We start from the raw sequence: 13398 nt of genomic DNA on the forward strand, positions 1-13398 counted from the left end.
AAAAATCCGATGCTTATGCATCGGATTTTTTATTTCTATCTTAGAAAATACCTTGAGCAAGCATTGCATCAGCAACTTTTACAAAACCTGCAATATTGGCACCGTCTACGTAGTTCACAGTGCCGTCTTCTTTAGTACCATATCTTACACAGTTGGCATGAATGTCTTTCATGATTGCATGTAAGCGTTCATCGACCTCAGCATGGGTCCAGCCTAAACGAATTGCATTTTGAGACATTTCTAAACCAGAAGTTGCCACCCCACCCGCATTAGATGCTTTACCTGGCGCATACAAAATTTTAGCTTCGATAAAGTGTTCAACTGCTTCAAGTGTAGATGGCATATTAGCGCCTTCAGCTACACAAATGACACCGTTAGAAATAAGTATTTTCGCGTCCTCACCTGTTAATTCATTTTGCGTAGCACATGGTAAAGCAATATCGACAGGAATATGCCAAGGCGTTTTTCCTTCAAAATATTCAAAACCATGTTTAGAAGCAAACTCGGAAATACGACCACGTTTAACGTTTTTCAGTTCCATTACTTCAGCAAGCAAATCATCTGTAAAACCATTTTTTAAATAAACTGTACCGTTTGAGTCCGACAAGGTAACAACTTTTGCTCCTAAGAACATCGCCTTTTCTGCCGCATATTGTGCGACGTTACCAGAGCCTGAAACAGAAACAGTTTTACCAGCAAAAGATTGTCCACGGGCTTTTAGCATTTCTTCTGCAAAATAAACCGTACCATAACCAGTTGCTTCAGGACGCATTAAGCTACCACCGAATGAAATTCCTTTACCGGTAAAGACACAAGCGGTGTCGTTACTCAGCTTTTTCATCATGCCTGCCATATAACCAACTTCACGTGCCCCCACGCCAATATCCCCAGCTGGAATATCCGTATTGGGTCCTAAATGGCGATAAAGCTCAATGATTAATGCCTGGCAGAAGCGCATAATTTCAGCATCAGATTTACCTTTAGGATCAAAATCTGAACCACCTTTCCCCCCACCCATTGGTAAAGTAGTAAGTGAGTTTTTAAAAGTCTGCTCAAAACCTAAAAATTTTAAAATTGATAGATTGACCGATGGATGGAAACGCATTCCACCTTTGAATGGACCAATTGCTGAATTGTATTGAACGCGAAAAGCACGGTTAACTTGAGTCTGGCCTTGATCATCCATCCATGAAACACGGAATTGAATCACACGCTCAGGTTCAACCAAACGTTCTAGCAATCCCTGCTCTGCATATTCCGGATTTTTTTCAATAAATGGCCACAAACTCGTCATAACTTCTTCGACAGCTTGTAAGAACTCAGGTTGATGCGGATCACGCGCTTGCACGTAATTCAGGAATTCATTCAGGTTGTTGTATTTCAATGCACGGTCCTCAGCATAGTAATGAATTAAATTGGTGCAATACATTTTTAAATGCATCATTTAGCAGCAAAATATTAAATCCCTTTCCATCAATTTTAACAATACTTATTTTAAATTATTTTATTTACCTTAATTATCAAAAAGTTATTTTTAGAAAAACTACTTAAAAATAAGAAATATTAATTTATCTTTTCATTTTTATTGATCTATTATTGTGCAATATTGGCTACATTTTAGGTCAATCAAAAAGCCAATAAATTCGTTAAAATCCATTGACCTTACTTAGGTTTTTCTTCATTATCGCATCGTTTTAACCAAGCTATTTGTCCCCTATGAATTCATCTATTTCTCTCATACGCGAGATTGATGCGTTATTACCACAGACTCAGTGTGGTTTATGTGGACATCGTGATGGATGTCTACCCTACGCAAAGTCGATTGCTGAAGGTGAAGAAGCAAATAAATGTGTTCCAGGTGGTCAGCCTGTAGCCGATGCACTTGCAAATCTATTAAATCGTCCTGTATTAACCGCTGAAACTAGCGTATGGCCTGTACAGGCCGATGGGCGTCCTCAGCGAATGAAAGCGATTATTCGGGAAGATGAATGTATTGGTTGCACCAAATGTATTAGTGCTTGCCCTGTAGATGCTATTATTGGAAGTGGTAAGCTCATGCACACCATCTTGACTGACTTATGTACGGGTTGTGAGCTATGTATTCCACCTTGTCCGGTAGATTGCATTGATTTGGTCGAAGACACGCAAGCATTACCAAATGAGCAACAGCGTATTGCTGAACAAAATGATTTAAGACAACGTTATTACGCTCACATTCAGCGCGAAGAAAAGCGTCGTACTCACCGTAAAGGGCCTGTAGTACGCGCTGAAATTGATACCCAACTGTTTGCCCAGTTCTCTCAGGCACTTGATGAAGTACCTTCAATTGAACTCATCGAGAAACCCAAAGAGGTTGTGCCAACTGATGCAAAAACTACAATTGAGTTAGCGAAAATTCGTACGCAAATTAAGAAACTGGAAAAACAGCTCAGTGTTCGTGAAGATGCTAAAAAGCGTCTTCAACTTGAAGAACTGCAACAGCAACTCATGCAAGTACAGGAGGTCTGAATGGCTGTCAAGAATATGACGAAAAAGCAGATTCAAATTTTCTTTGAACGTCTTCGCGAACAACGACCATCACCTCAAACCGAGTTAAAATATTCATCTCCATTTGAGCTACTTATTGCAGTTATGTTGTCAGCTCAAGCGACCGACGTAAGTGTTAATAAAGCAACTGATAAGCTCTACCCTGTGGCGAATACAGCCGAAAAAATCTATAACTTAGGCGTAGATGGGTTAAAGGAATATATCAAGACAATTGGTCTCTATAACGCAAAAGCCGAAAATGTCATTAAGACCTGCAAGATTTTAATGGAACAATTTAACGGCGAAGTTCCAAGCAACAGAAAAGACTTGGAAGCTTTACCGGGTGTCGGACGTAAAACTGCTAATGTTGTTTTAAATACGGCATTCGGACAACCAACTATGGCTGTCGATACCCATATTTTCCGAGTGAGTAATCGAACTGGCTTAGCCGTAGGTAAAAATGTTCTTGAGGTTGAGCACCGTTTAGTAAAGGTCATTCCTAAAGAATTTATTATAGATGCACACCACTGGCTGATATTACATGGTCGTTACTGTTGTATTGCCCGTAAACCTAAATGTGCGGAATGTGTTGTTGCAGATGTGTGTAACTGGCCTGATCGCTTTGAATTTGGCGCACAAAAGCAAATTGCCATTAAAAGTATTGAAGCTTAAAAATATGGTTGGGTATAGGGATCATACCCAATCAAACTTACTTTAGACGCTTTTTTTCATTACGCTCTTCTTTTGCTTGTTTTTGTACCTGTCTTAGCATTTTATAGCTTTGAAAAGCCAAAAATATTAATAGTGCTAGACTCAGCAATACCACCAAAATCAATATGATTTTCATATTGTTCTCCTGCACTGAATGAAAGAAAAGAGCCCTCACAAAGAGGGCTCATTATCACAAACAATATTAAATTATTTGTCTAAGATGTTGAACAAATCTTTTTGTACATCTTCAATTGTACGCAAGCCATCAAGCTTGTCATAAGTTGGAGCATTTTCACCAGAAGCAGCACGACCTTGGTAGAAACCAACCAATTGCTCTGTTTCAGTGTGATAAGACGCTAAACGCTTACGGATTGTTTCTTCTTGGTCATCTGGACGTTGAACAAGGTCTTCACCAGTTTCATCATCTTTACCTTCCACTTTAGGTGGATTATATACAGTGTGATAAACACGACCAGAAGCTGGATGCTGACGACGACCAGAAAGACGTTTTACGATTTCTTCATCAGGAACATCAATTTCAATCACGTGATCGATGCTAATCCCTTCTTTTTCCAGAGCTTCAGCTTGTGGAATAGTACGTGGGAAACCATCGAAAATGCAGCCATTTGCACAGTCAGGTTGAGCAATACGTTCTTTTACTAAACCGATAATAAGTTCATCTGAAACCAAACCACCAGATTCCATTACACTTTTAGCTTTTAGACCTAATTCAGTACCTTCACGAATCGCAGCACGGAGCATATCACCGGTTGAAATTTGTGGGACATTGTAGCGCTTACAGATCAACTGAGCCTGAGTCCCTTTGCCTGCTCCAGGTGGTCCGAGTAAAATAATGCGCATAAAAAACATCCTCATTTAAAACAATGAATATGAAGTCCGGCAGAAAAAGTCTCGTTAATCTTCAATAGATCCTGCCTGACATCGAATTATAAGAAAGCCACAAACAAATGTATTGTACCAGCAATAAATCCGGTTACCCCACCTAGTACAATAAGAATCCATTCATCCTCCTGAAATGCAGGACGCAATAAATTCTGAAATTCTTTTGGTGTCAGTTCGCGAATACGCTCTTTAAACATTTGAAAAATCTTCTGTGCCCGGCTTGCGTTCAGTGCTGGGTCACATACGGGTCCCATCGTAATTTCAATTGAACGATCAATCAAGTCCGTCTTTAATCTTGCGTACTCTCTTGGCCCTAAAGAAAGCTGTAAAGAGGTGCGAACTAATGGCGTTTCCATGATTTCGTTAATATGACGCTTAACAATGCGGCGCGTTTTATCTTTACTCGGCCCGTACATCATTTCGGTCATAATTGATTTTAACGTAATCAGATCTTCTGTAACCACGCTAGAAAACACATCTGAGACTTCCTCTTGACGCTTCATAAAAGCGCCTTGGACATTATAGGTCCCAATTCGAAGAACTGGTACAATCCATGGAAACTTACGATCTTTTGTTAATCTAAAAATCTGTGGATAACGAATATAATGCGGCTCAATTGGGTTAAATACCATCCAGATTGCGATCCAGTTAGTTAAAAAGCCCCAAATTGCAGCCCAAAATGGTACTGTCCAGTGCCATGGTACTACAAACCAAACCACCATTTGGAAAATACCAAAGAACATCCCAATTAATGCACTAATATGCCAAATAAAGTTAATTTCTTTTTGACCAACCTTTAAGAACATACGTACCATTAAACGGCGATCACCTTCCATCTGGCTCACCACCATTTCACGCATGTTAACCAGTGACTCAACGTTCATGGTCAGCTCAGTCACTAATTCTTTTAACACACCCGGCAATTGCTTATGTGCTTGAGCATAAATACGGCGTTTAATTGAATAAGGTAGATTTTCCCAAAGTACGGCATTACGATCAATCATGACTTCATCAATAAGATGTTCAAGCTCAAAACCAACTTGTTCACCAATAATGCGTGCCATATCTTCCGGATCCATTGCTTCTAAAAATTCACGCAATGAACCTAATTTAGATAAAGTGTTATCGGTAATAATACCTGAGATACGTCCTGCTTTACGTGGCACAATACCTTGCCAACCTACTGGCAAGGGCCCTAAATGGAATCCCCAAAATTTAATTGGGTAAAATACCATTTTTAAAGCCATCCACACATGTGCCCATGTGACAAAAGCCGTTACGGGAATAATACTCAAAACGGCCCAAAAATCAGGTCTGTGTAAAAAGATCTGCCACAATCCACTGACGTACTCTAACATGTAAGACTCTCGTATTTATTTGTGCTCTGCTTATGGCGAGTTAAAGATAAACTGCTTTGTTTTATAAACCAAAACTTAGAGAATAAGAAAATTGAATTTGTGGTTTAGTATCTGCAGCAACATTTCCGTTCTGGTCAGTTAATTTTTCAGCCGCACCGATACCCACACTAAAAGTGCTAATTCTTTCTGAATTTAACCACACATAGGCCAAATCAACACCCGCACCTAAACGGGATTTAAAATCACCATCAACCTCTTTACTATCAAGATGCCCAGCATAGAAACCGATATAGTAACCATTTTTGTCTGTGCCAGTAAGATAATAAGGGTATCGGAAGCCAACTTGACCACCAGCGGTTTTGTCACCATTCAAAAATGCGCCGGCTTTCGCATAAGCAATCCCATACGGGTTTACCCATTCACCGTTAAGATGTAATAATTTTTGAGTAACGCCTGCACCCACATTCCAAGTAGATGCTTTATGATCTGCTAATTTTGCTTCTGGAAGAAACGAGTAGTCTTGAGCATGGGCCCAACTACTTACCGTCAAAACTGCAAGTAAGGGATAAATTTTTCTCATTATTTTCTCCATTTTCCCTAATCGTATGGTGAGAACAACCCTATTCTATTGAATGAGAGACTTTAACAGAATTATTTTGCTTCTTATATACAAGTATCTAGAATTTTGTTGTCTGCAAAGTCAAAAAGTATCTTATTAAAATGCAATGAAACTTTGAAAATTATGCAATATTTTAAACGCTCTTGCGTTAGAATAAGCAGCTATTTTTCTTACCCTATGTCATTAAGTCGATCCTTATGAAACAGCACTTTCCTTTAAAAGATATCCAGCAAGAAAAGCGCATTTATCGAGGTCGTATCTTTTTTGCCGTAGGGATCGTGACCATCTGTTTATTAGTCTTAATTAGCCGATACGCTTATCTACAAATTTTTCACTACGACGAATTCTCGACTGCATCTGACAAAAACCGAATTCGTTTGCAGCCCCTTCCACCTGCTCGTGGCTATATCTACGACAGAAACGGTGTATTACTAGCAGATAACTATCCTGTTTTTACAGCAACTTTAAGTAAAACAGATGTAGAAGATGTTGATAGTGTCATTGAGCAATTACAGCCTATTTTAGATTTAACGCAAGAAGATATTGACCGTTTTAAAAGCCGTATAAAAACTGCCCGTAAGACTGAACGTGTTGCAATTAAACTTAATTTAACGGAAGCCAATATTGCTAAGTTTAGTGAAGCCAAATATAAGTTTCCCGGTGTAAGAATCGAGACACAAATGACTCGCTATTATCCACACGGTGAGTTATTTGCTCATGTGATTGGTTATGTCGGGCGTATCAACGATAAAGAATTAAAAAGTATTGATAAAGACTTATATGCCGGGACCAACCTTATTGGAAAGATTGGCGTAGAGAAAAGCTATGAAGATTTACTGCATGGTACACCAGGTTATGAATCTGTTGAAGCAGATGCACATAGTAATGTATTACGTCATTTAGGTCGTAAAGACCCTACTCGCGGTAATGATCTCTATTTATCTTTAGATTACGGTTTACAAGTTGTCGCTTCTCAGCAGCTCGCAGGTCGTCGTGGAGCTATTGTCGCTATTGATCCTCGTACAGGTGAAATTCTAGCTTTAGTGTCTAGCCCAAGCTTCAACCCTAATTTGTTTGTGACAGGCATTAGTCATACTGACTACAGTTCACTCCGCGATAATTTAGACCAACCTCTTTATAACCGTGCTGTGCAGGGTGTATATCCCCCTGGTTCTACCATTAAACCAATGGAAGCAATGGGTGGCCTACACTACGGTATTGTAGACTGGTCAACGGCAATTTCTGACCCTGGTTATTTCCATCTACCAGGTGATTCACATAAGTTCCGTGACTGGAAAAAATCTGGTCATGGCATCGTGAACATGCATAAAGCCATCATTATGTCATGTGATACCTATTTTTATATTCTTGCCCATCAAATGGGTATTGATCAAATGAACCAATGGATGCGCCAATTTGGATTTGGTCAAAAAACAGGTGTCGATTTACCAAGTGAAAGTGAAGGCCTTTATCCAAGTCCTGAATGGAAAATGCGTACGCGTAAAGCGAAATGGATGAAGGGTGAAACTATTTCTGTCAGTATTGGTCAAGGCGCGTTTACAGCCACTCCATTACAGCTTGCGATGGCAACAGCAATTACGGCAAATCATGGTTCTCATGTAACGCCTCATGTTTTACGCGCAACGCATGGTGCAAAACCATTTACAGTACGTAATGCGCCTGATGGCAAAATCAAATTCAACGGCACTGATGAAGACTGGATTCAAATGCGTGATGCCATGATTGATGTAATTCAATCAGGTACTGGCCGCGGTATTCGTACTCCCCTCTACCAAATTGCAGGGAAAACAGGTACAGCACAGGTTAAGAGTATTGCACAGGGTAAACGCTATAACGAAGCAGCCTTGAGTGAACGTCAACTTGACCATGGTTTATTCGTTGGATTTGCCCCTGCTGAAAAACCTGAAATTGCGATTGCAGTCATTTGGGAAAATGGTCGTCATGGTGGTTCAGCTGCTCAACTTGCAAGACCTGTCTTTGATTACTGGCTATTAACGCGTAAGAAAAACCCGATTCGTCCAGCAAATCACCAAGTCAATGGCGGGTTAATGACAGCAGGTATTAAACCAGGTGAACTTCCAAGCGGCGGTGAAAGTTCTGGTCCAGCATCGGCTACAGCTACCACCAACAAACCAGCAGCATCAACACCGCAAGCTGCTCCTGCTCGCCCTGCTACCAATGAGGTCGATGAATAATGAGAAATCAACTACGTATAATTGGCGGCGAATGGAAAAGACGAGTACTGCCTTTCGCTAGCATTGATGGCTTACGCCCAACCCCAGATAGAGTACGCGAAACTCTATTTAACTGGCTCATGTGGGATATTCAAAATGCTCAAGTTCTCGACATCTGTACAGGCTCTGGTGCATTAGGTTTTGAGGCTCTGTCACGTGGTGCGGCATCTGTCTATATGATTGAGCCTGACAAAACTCAGGCACGATTTTTAAAAGATAATATTGAACTATTAAAAGCCCAAAACTGTCATCTAATTAATACAACGGCTCAACAAGCTCTACCCCGCTTAAAAGAACAGTTCGATGTGGTTTTTTTAGATCCACCTTATAGTCTTGATTTATGGCAAGAACTCTCGAACTTGGCGGAGCTTCATATTAAAAAAAATGGATATATTTATGTTGAAGCTGACCGAGATTTATCTCAGCTTCATCTTCCAGCAACATGGCAACAAATTAAAACCACTAAAGCGGGTACAGTTCACGCGGGGCTTTACCAGAAAGTAAACGAATAAAAAGGTAGCTTAAAGCTACCTTTTTCTTTGCAAAGTTTTAGTTAGCTTAAGCCAATCACTGCAACAACTGCTGCACAGGCGCCAACAATTTTTTTGCCATATGGCACATATCGGGTAAGCACAATACCCAACACCAATCCACCAAAATAGATGAGTGCCATACCAGTAACCATACCAGTTACTAACGCAACGATATGACCTGCGTGTGCTAACTCAACCCCATGAGCCATACCATGGAAGCTTGCAAGTAATGCCGCCGCTACAGGTAAAACCTTATTCGATTTTGCCCATAGGGCAATTGCTGTAATAACTAAAGAAGCAACAATGCCGTATTCAGCCATATTAACTGGTACCAAACCTTGAGCACCTACTAAAAAGCCTATAATTAAGGTAATACTTAAGGCAATAACTCCAACAATTTTCCACTGTTTAGCAGCTGACCATAATAAGACACCGAAACCCAAGGCCATGACTAAATGGTCTAACCCAGTAAAGGGATGAATAAAGCCTGCCATAAAACCAGAATGTGCATGGTCATGTCCCGGATGGGCCATTGCAAGAGCCGGCAATAATGAAAGGAGTGCCACACTCCATTTTTTCATGAAGTCCATAATGTCTCCTTAAGCTTTAAACAGGCCTTGTTTCTCAATAAATTGGATAATTTCTTCAAGACCATCTTGTGTTTTCATGTTTGAAAATAAGAATGGCTTTTCTCCGCGCATGCGTTTCGCATCTTGGTCCATTACATCAAGGTTTGCACCTACCATTGGCGCAAGGTCAGTTTTATTAATAATGAGTAAATCTGACTTGGTAATACCCGGCCCACCTTTACGAGGAATTTTTTCACCACCTGCCACATCAATAACATATAAAGTTAGATCAGAAAGTTCAGGGCTAAATGTCGCTGCCAAATTATCACCACCACTTTCAATGATAATAAGTTCTAAGCCTTCGAATTTTTCACACAAATCATCAATTGCAGCCAAGTTAATTGAAGCATCTTCACGAATAGCTGTATGCGGACAACCACCTGTTTCAACACCCACAATACGATCTGGCGACATCGCTTCATTACGGGTTAAAAAGTTTGAATCTTCTTTGGTGTAAATGTCATTTGTCACCACAGCCATATTGTATTTATTACGTAAGGCTAAACATAAATTAAGTGTAAGTGCTGTCTTACCCGAACCCACTGGTCCGCCAATTCCAACTCGTAATGGACTACGTTCTGTCATGATTTTTATCCTTTTTTCCTAAACTTAAGATCTGAATAACCGTGAATATTGTGTTTCGTGTTTCATGCTCAGCATGGCATAACGAGGTAAAGCGCTGCTCAATTGTTCATCACTAAGCTTCAAAGCTTTCTCTACTGCTTGTGGTACTAAACCATGCAAGTGCCATAAAATTCTTTGCCCAGCCATTTGTCCTAAAGGAACAGTTTTTACTGCGGCTAAAACCTGATTTTCTAAAACTGTAAAGGTATAAGCCGTAAGTACATCCATGTCGTTGAGTTCGAGTCGACCGCAAAGCTGCGCATAGACAGGCACAAAACCAAACTGCTTTTTAACCTCAACCGTTTTTTTTAAAACATCTTTAATCCATGCATTTAAAGAAAATGCCAGTTGCTGAGATTCAGCGAGCAGTTCTTTACTTTCTCTGCTGGCCTTATACAAATTTGCCCATACCAGAAACTGTTCTGAGTCATCATGATGCTGCATAAGACGCCTTAATACGGGCAACTCAAACCGTACTAACAGCATTTCAAGAACTTCTTCAAAGTAAGCAATTGCTGAGCTTTCGTTATGTATTAGGCCAATATCAATGGCTGTTTCCACACCTTGTGAATAACAATACGCTCCAACTGGCAGTGCCGTAGAAGACAGTGTCAGTAATTGCAATAATTGCGCGGCACTATGAATGGACATGATGTAAAGCTTTGATTGGGCTTAAACGATGATCATGACTATGCTGCGCATAAGCACCACTTTCAGGTTCAAACGGATGATCAGTTTCTGAAACTGTAAGCCCTAACCCTTCCACCATTTCTGCAAGCACATGATCGGGCTCAAAATACAAAGCTGTAGGGGTCAACATTAATGGTACATGTCTATTCCCTAAGTGATAGGCAGCTTTAAGCAAATCAAAATCGGTTTGAGCAGTGACTTGCATTAATCGCTCAGGCTTAGCATCGACACGTAATACATCACCCTCTTGCGTTGCAATATATGAGCCACTACGCAAAATGCCAGTACGCGGTAAATCAGCACCAATATCGACGCCACTCGCTAAAGCCGCTCGAAAGCGGGATTTTTGGCGGGTATCAAAAGTCAGTTCAACCGTTTCAAATGCCTGATCAGGAGAAATATCTTCAAGACGTTGGGTATAGATTTTCATTTAGCTTTTCTCTCCTTATTTATTTCTTTCATATCTAGAGTAATGAGGCAAATCATCTCTATAAAACTTATCAAAATAAGAAATAACGCTGTGCCATCGGTAACACGTCAGCAGGTTCACACGTTAATAATTCACCATCAGCCCGCACCTCATAAGTTTCAGGATGAACATGCATAACTGGACAATATGTGTTGTGTTTCATATCGCTTTTACTAATCTGACGTGTATTTTTACAAGGGCTAATTAACTTTTTAAGATTTAGCTTCTCAGCAACTTTTTCATCAATTGCCACTTGAGATAAAAAGGTAATACAGGTGTTATGTACACCACGCGGATAGGCACCAAACATTGGGCGATAATGCACGGGTTGAGGTGTCGGAATTGAAGCATTAATGTCACCCATTGGTGCCGCTGCAATCATGCCACCTTTAATAATCATGGAAGGTTTTACACCAAAAAAAGCAGGCTTCCATAGCACTAAATCAGCAAGTTTACCGACTTCAATCGAACCGATTTCATGACTTAAACCATGGGTAATGGCTGGGTTAATTGTATATTTGGCAATGTAGCGTTTAACGCGATTATTATCGTGAAACTCATTGTCACCCTCTAAAGGACCACGTTGAATTTTCATTTTATGAGCAGTTTGCCAAGTACGTATAATTACTTCACCCACACGACCCATCGCCTGAGAGTCAGATGACATCATGGCAATGGCACCTAAATCTTGCAAAATATCTTCAGCGGCAATGGTTTCACGGCGAATACGACTTTCAGCAAATGCAATATCCTCAGCAATTGCTGGGTCTAAATGGTGGCAAACCATGAGCATGTCTAAATGCTCATCAATGGTATTAATCGTATAAGGACGTGTTGGATTAGTTGAGGACGGCAAGACATTACTTTGTCCAATTGCCTTTAAAATGTCAGGTGCATGCCCACCACCCGCACCTTCGGTATGGTACGTATGAATGGTACGATCTTTAAAAGCTGCTAGTGTTTCTTCTAAAAAACCACCTTCATTTAAAGTATCTGTATGAATAGCGACCTGCACATCAAACTCATCTGCTACACTCAAACAGTTATCAATGGCTGCTGGTGTTGAGCCCCAGTCTTCGTGTAGTTTTAAGCCAATTACCCCAGCTTTAATTTGCTCTCGAATTGGGTCTGGCAAACTCAAATTACCTTTGCCTAACAGTCCAATATTCATAGGCAAATCATCAATTGCCTGCAACATGGTCGCAATATGCCAAGGCCCTGGGGTCACTGTCGTTGCCGAAGTACCTGCCGCTGGCCCCGTACCACCACCCACCATTGTTGTTGTACCCGACATTAGCGCGGTTTCAACTTGCTGCGGGCAAATCCAGTGAATGTGAGTATCAATCCCACCTGCCGTTAAAATTTGCCCTTCACCCGCAATCACTTCTGTTGCAGCACCTAAAGGAATAGTAATGTCCGGTTGAATATCAGGATTTCCAGCTTTCCCTATTTTCCAAATTCGACCATTTTTTAAGCCAACATCAGCTTTTACAATTCCCCACCAGTCCACAATCAAAGCATTGGTAATCACAGTGTCGGCAACTTCATCGGCTAAAAGTTGAGATTGCCCCATTCCATCACGAATGACTTTGCCACCACCAAACTTAACTTCTTCACCATAGGTCGTTAAGTCTTGCTCAACCTCAATAAAAAGCTCTGTATCAGCCAAGCGAATACGATCACCAACCGTTGGACCAAACATTTCAGCATATGCACGACGTGACATTTTCATAACTTATTACTCATCTCTTTCATTATCGTTGTTATGTCTAGTCCAGCTTGCCCATGACTCGGCCTGCAAAACCATATACTTCTCGCTTACCCGCTAAAGCAACAAGCTCTACTTCTCGATTTTGTCCCGGTTCAAAACGTATCGCTGTGCCCGCCGCGATATTTAATCGAAAGCCTTTAGCTATTTCACGATCAAACTGTAATGCATCATTTGCTTCATAAAAATGAAAATGAGAACCCACCTGAATAGGCCGATCACCAATGTTGGCAACTACAATTTTTAAAGTTTGTCGCCCAACATTCAGCTCAATGTCTGTATCTGGAGTAATGATTTGACCAGGGATCATAAG

15 protein-coding genes are annotated in these 13398 nt (G+C 40.6%); 4 read left to right on the top strand and 11 right to left on the bottom strand.

All coding sequences use genetic code 11. From position 1 onward, the window contains the following. Window positions 1–40: 40 nt before the first annotated feature. Window positions 41–1444 carry an NADP-specific glutamate dehydrogenase gene (gene gdhA / locus SOI76_RS13315; RefSeq protein ID WP_104079353.1) on the bottom strand — a complete coding sequence of 468 codons (1404 nt, stop codon included), beginning with the start codon at window positions 1442–1444 and terminating at the stop codon, window positions 41–43. A gap of 272 nt (window positions 1445–1716) precedes the next feature. On the opposite strand from gdhA, the gene rnfB reads away from it, so the two are divergent. Then, window positions 1717–2508 carry an RnfABCDGE type electron transport complex subunit B gene (rnfB, locus tag SOI76_RS13320; RefSeq protein ID WP_057074132.1) on the top strand — a complete coding sequence of 264 codons (792 nt, stop codon included), beginning with the start codon at window positions 1717–1719 and terminating at the stop codon, window positions 2506–2508. After that, a complete protein-coding gene (gene nth, locus SOI76_RS13325) occupies window positions 2509–3198 on the top strand; it encodes an endonuclease III (RefSeq protein WP_205668392.1) in 690 nt (229 codons plus the stop codon). Between the two features lie 37 nt (window positions 3199–3235). Here nth and SOI76_RS18710 read toward each other — a convergent pair whose 3' ends face one another. The 4 genes from SOI76_RS18710 to SOI76_RS13345 all read right to left on the bottom strand — a co-directional run bounded on the left by SOI76_RS18710 (window position 3236) and on the right by SOI76_RS13345 (window position 6078). Then, on the bottom strand, window positions 3236–3373 hold the full coding sequence (locus SOI76_RS18710; RefSeq protein WP_335340275.1) for a hypothetical protein: 138 nt from the start codon (window positions 3371–3373) through the stop codon (window positions 3236–3238). Between the two features lie 71 nt (window positions 3374–3444). Then, window positions 3445–4098 carry an adenylate kinase gene (gene adk, locus SOI76_RS13335; protein WP_002117671.1) on the bottom strand — a complete coding sequence of 218 codons (654 nt, stop codon included), beginning with the start codon at window positions 4096–4098 and terminating at the stop codon, window positions 3445–3447. 86 nt (window positions 4099–4184) lie between these two features. Further along, on the bottom strand, window positions 4185–5498 hold the full coding sequence (locus SOI76_RS13340; RefSeq protein ID WP_104079351.1) for a hypothetical protein: 1314 nt from the start codon (window positions 5496–5498) through the stop codon (window positions 4185–4187). Window positions 5499–5559: 61 nt separating this feature from the next. Further along, window positions 5560–6078, bottom strand: coding sequence for a hypothetical protein (locus SOI76_RS13345; protein WP_104079350.1), 519 nt, complete (start codon window positions 6076–6078; stop codon window positions 5560–5562). Between the two features lie 236 nt (window positions 6079–6314). On the opposite strand from SOI76_RS13345, the gene mrdA reads away from it, so the two are divergent. Together mrdA and rsmD are read left to right on the top strand one after the other, a co-directional pair. Then, window positions 6315–8333 (top strand): penicillin-binding protein 2, encoded by a 2019-nt coding sequence (gene mrdA, locus SOI76_RS13350; protein WP_068529201.1) that lies wholly within the window; start codon window positions 6315–6317, stop codon window positions 8331–8333. Then, window positions 8333–8884, top strand: coding sequence for a 16S rRNA (guanine(966)-N(2))-methyltransferase RsmD (gene rsmD, locus SOI76_RS13355; RefSeq protein ID WP_104079349.1), 552 nt, complete (start codon window positions 8333–8335; stop codon window positions 8882–8884). Before mrdA ends, rsmD begins: the two co-directional genes overlap by 1 nt. A gap of 41 nt (window positions 8885–8925) precedes the next feature. On the opposite strand, the gene ureJ is transcribed toward rsmD, so the two are convergent. The 6 genes from ureJ to ureB all read right to left on the bottom strand — a co-directional run bounded on the left by ureJ (window position 8926) and on the right by ureB (window position 13395). After that, on the bottom strand, window positions 8926–9495 hold the full coding sequence (gene ureJ, locus SOI76_RS13360; protein WP_104079348.1) for a HupE/UreJ family protein: 570 nt from the start codon (window positions 9493–9495) through the stop codon (window positions 8926–8928). A 9-nt stretch (window positions 9496–9504) separates the two neighbouring features. Further along, window positions 9505–10119: an urease accessory protein UreG gene (gene ureG / locus SOI76_RS13365; protein ID WP_002117800.1), complete on the bottom strand. Its 615-nt coding sequence runs from the start codon at window positions 10117–10119 to the stop codon at window positions 9505–9507. 24 nt (window positions 10120–10143) lie between these two features. Continuing rightward, complete coding sequence (ureF, locus tag SOI76_RS13370; protein WP_104079347.1) at window positions 10144–10809, bottom strand: urease accessory protein UreF; 666 nt, start codon at window positions 10807–10809, stop codon at window positions 10144–10146. Further along, a complete protein-coding gene (ureE, locus tag SOI76_RS13375; RefSeq protein ID WP_014206085.1) occupies window positions 10796–11278 on the bottom strand; it encodes an urease accessory protein UreE in 483 nt (160 codons plus the stop codon). Before ureE ends, ureF begins: the two co-directional genes overlap by 14 nt. A 70-nt stretch (window positions 11279–11348) precedes the next feature. Beyond that, the gene (ureC, locus tag SOI76_RS13380; protein WP_104079346.1) at window positions 11349–13049 is read right to left on the bottom strand and encodes an urease subunit alpha; all 1701 of its coding nucleotides are present in this window, start codon (window positions 13047–13049) and stop codon (window positions 11349–11351) included. Between the two features lie 37 nt (window positions 13050–13086). Beyond that, entirely contained in the window at window positions 13087–13395 is a 309-nt protein-coding gene (ureB, locus tag SOI76_RS13385; RefSeq protein ID WP_104079345.1) for an urease subunit beta, read from the bottom strand. Window positions 13396–13398 lie beyond the last annotated feature (3 nt).

This window comes from Acinetobacter pittii (assembly GCF_034064985.1).
Taxonomy (GTDB): domain Bacteria; phylum Pseudomonadota; class Gammaproteobacteria; order Pseudomonadales; family Moraxellaceae; genus Acinetobacter; species Acinetobacter pittii_H.

Bases quoted from the DNA above. Each gene is read 5' to 3' on its own strand.
- SOI76_RS13345 (WP_104079350.1), bottom strand. From the start codon at position 6,078: ATGAGAAAAATTTATCCCTTACTTGCAGTTTTGACGGTAAGTAGTTGG.
- ureE (WP_014206085.1), bottom strand. From the start codon at position 11,278: ATGAAAATCTATACCCAACGTCTTGAAGATATTTCTCCTGATCAGGCA.
- rnfB (WP_057074132.1), top strand. From the start codon at position 1,717: ATGAATTCATCTATTTCTCTCATACGCGAGATTGATGCGTTATTACCA.
- nth (WP_205668392.1), top strand. From the start codon at position 2,509: ATGGCTGTCAAGAATATGACGAAAAAGCAGATTCAAATTTTCTTTGAA.
- adk (WP_002117671.1), bottom strand. From the start codon at position 4,098: ATGCGCATTATTTTACTCGGACCACCTGGAGCAGGCAAAGGGACTCAG.
- rsmD (WP_104079349.1), top strand. From the start codon at position 8,333: ATGAGAAATCAACTACGTATAATTGGCGGCGAATGGAAAAGACGAGTA.
- gdhA (WP_104079353.1), bottom strand. From the start codon at position 1,444: ATGATGCATTTAAAAATGTATTGCACCAATTTAATTCATTACTATGCT.
- SOI76_RS13340 (WP_104079351.1), bottom strand. From the start codon at position 5,498: ATGTTAGAGTACGTCAGTGGATTGTGGCAGATCTTTTTACACAGACCT.
- ureF (WP_104079347.1), bottom strand. From the start codon at position 10,809: ATGTCCATTCATAGTGCCGCGCAATTATTGCAATTACTGACACTGTCT.
- ureG (WP_002117800.1), bottom strand. From the start codon at position 10,119: ATGACAGAACGTAGTCCATTACGAGTTGGAATTGGCGGACCAGTGGGT.
- ureB (WP_104079345.1), bottom strand. From the start codon at position 13,395: ATGATCCCTGGTCAAATCATTACTCCAGATACAGACATTGAGCTGAAT.
- ureJ (WP_104079348.1), bottom strand. From the start codon at position 9,495: ATGGACTTCATGAAAAAATGGAGTGTGGCACTCCTTTCATTATTGCCG.
- SOI76_RS18710 (WP_335340275.1), bottom strand. From the start codon at position 3,373: ATGAAAATCATATTGATTTTGGTGGTATTGCTGAGTCTAGCACTATTA.
- mrdA (WP_068529201.1), top strand. From the start codon at position 6,315: ATGAAACAGCACTTTCCTTTAAAAGATATCCAGCAAGAAAAGCGCATT.
- ureC (WP_104079346.1), bottom strand. From the start codon at position 13,049: ATGAAAATGTCACGTCGTGCATATGCTGAAATGTTTGGTCCAACGGTT.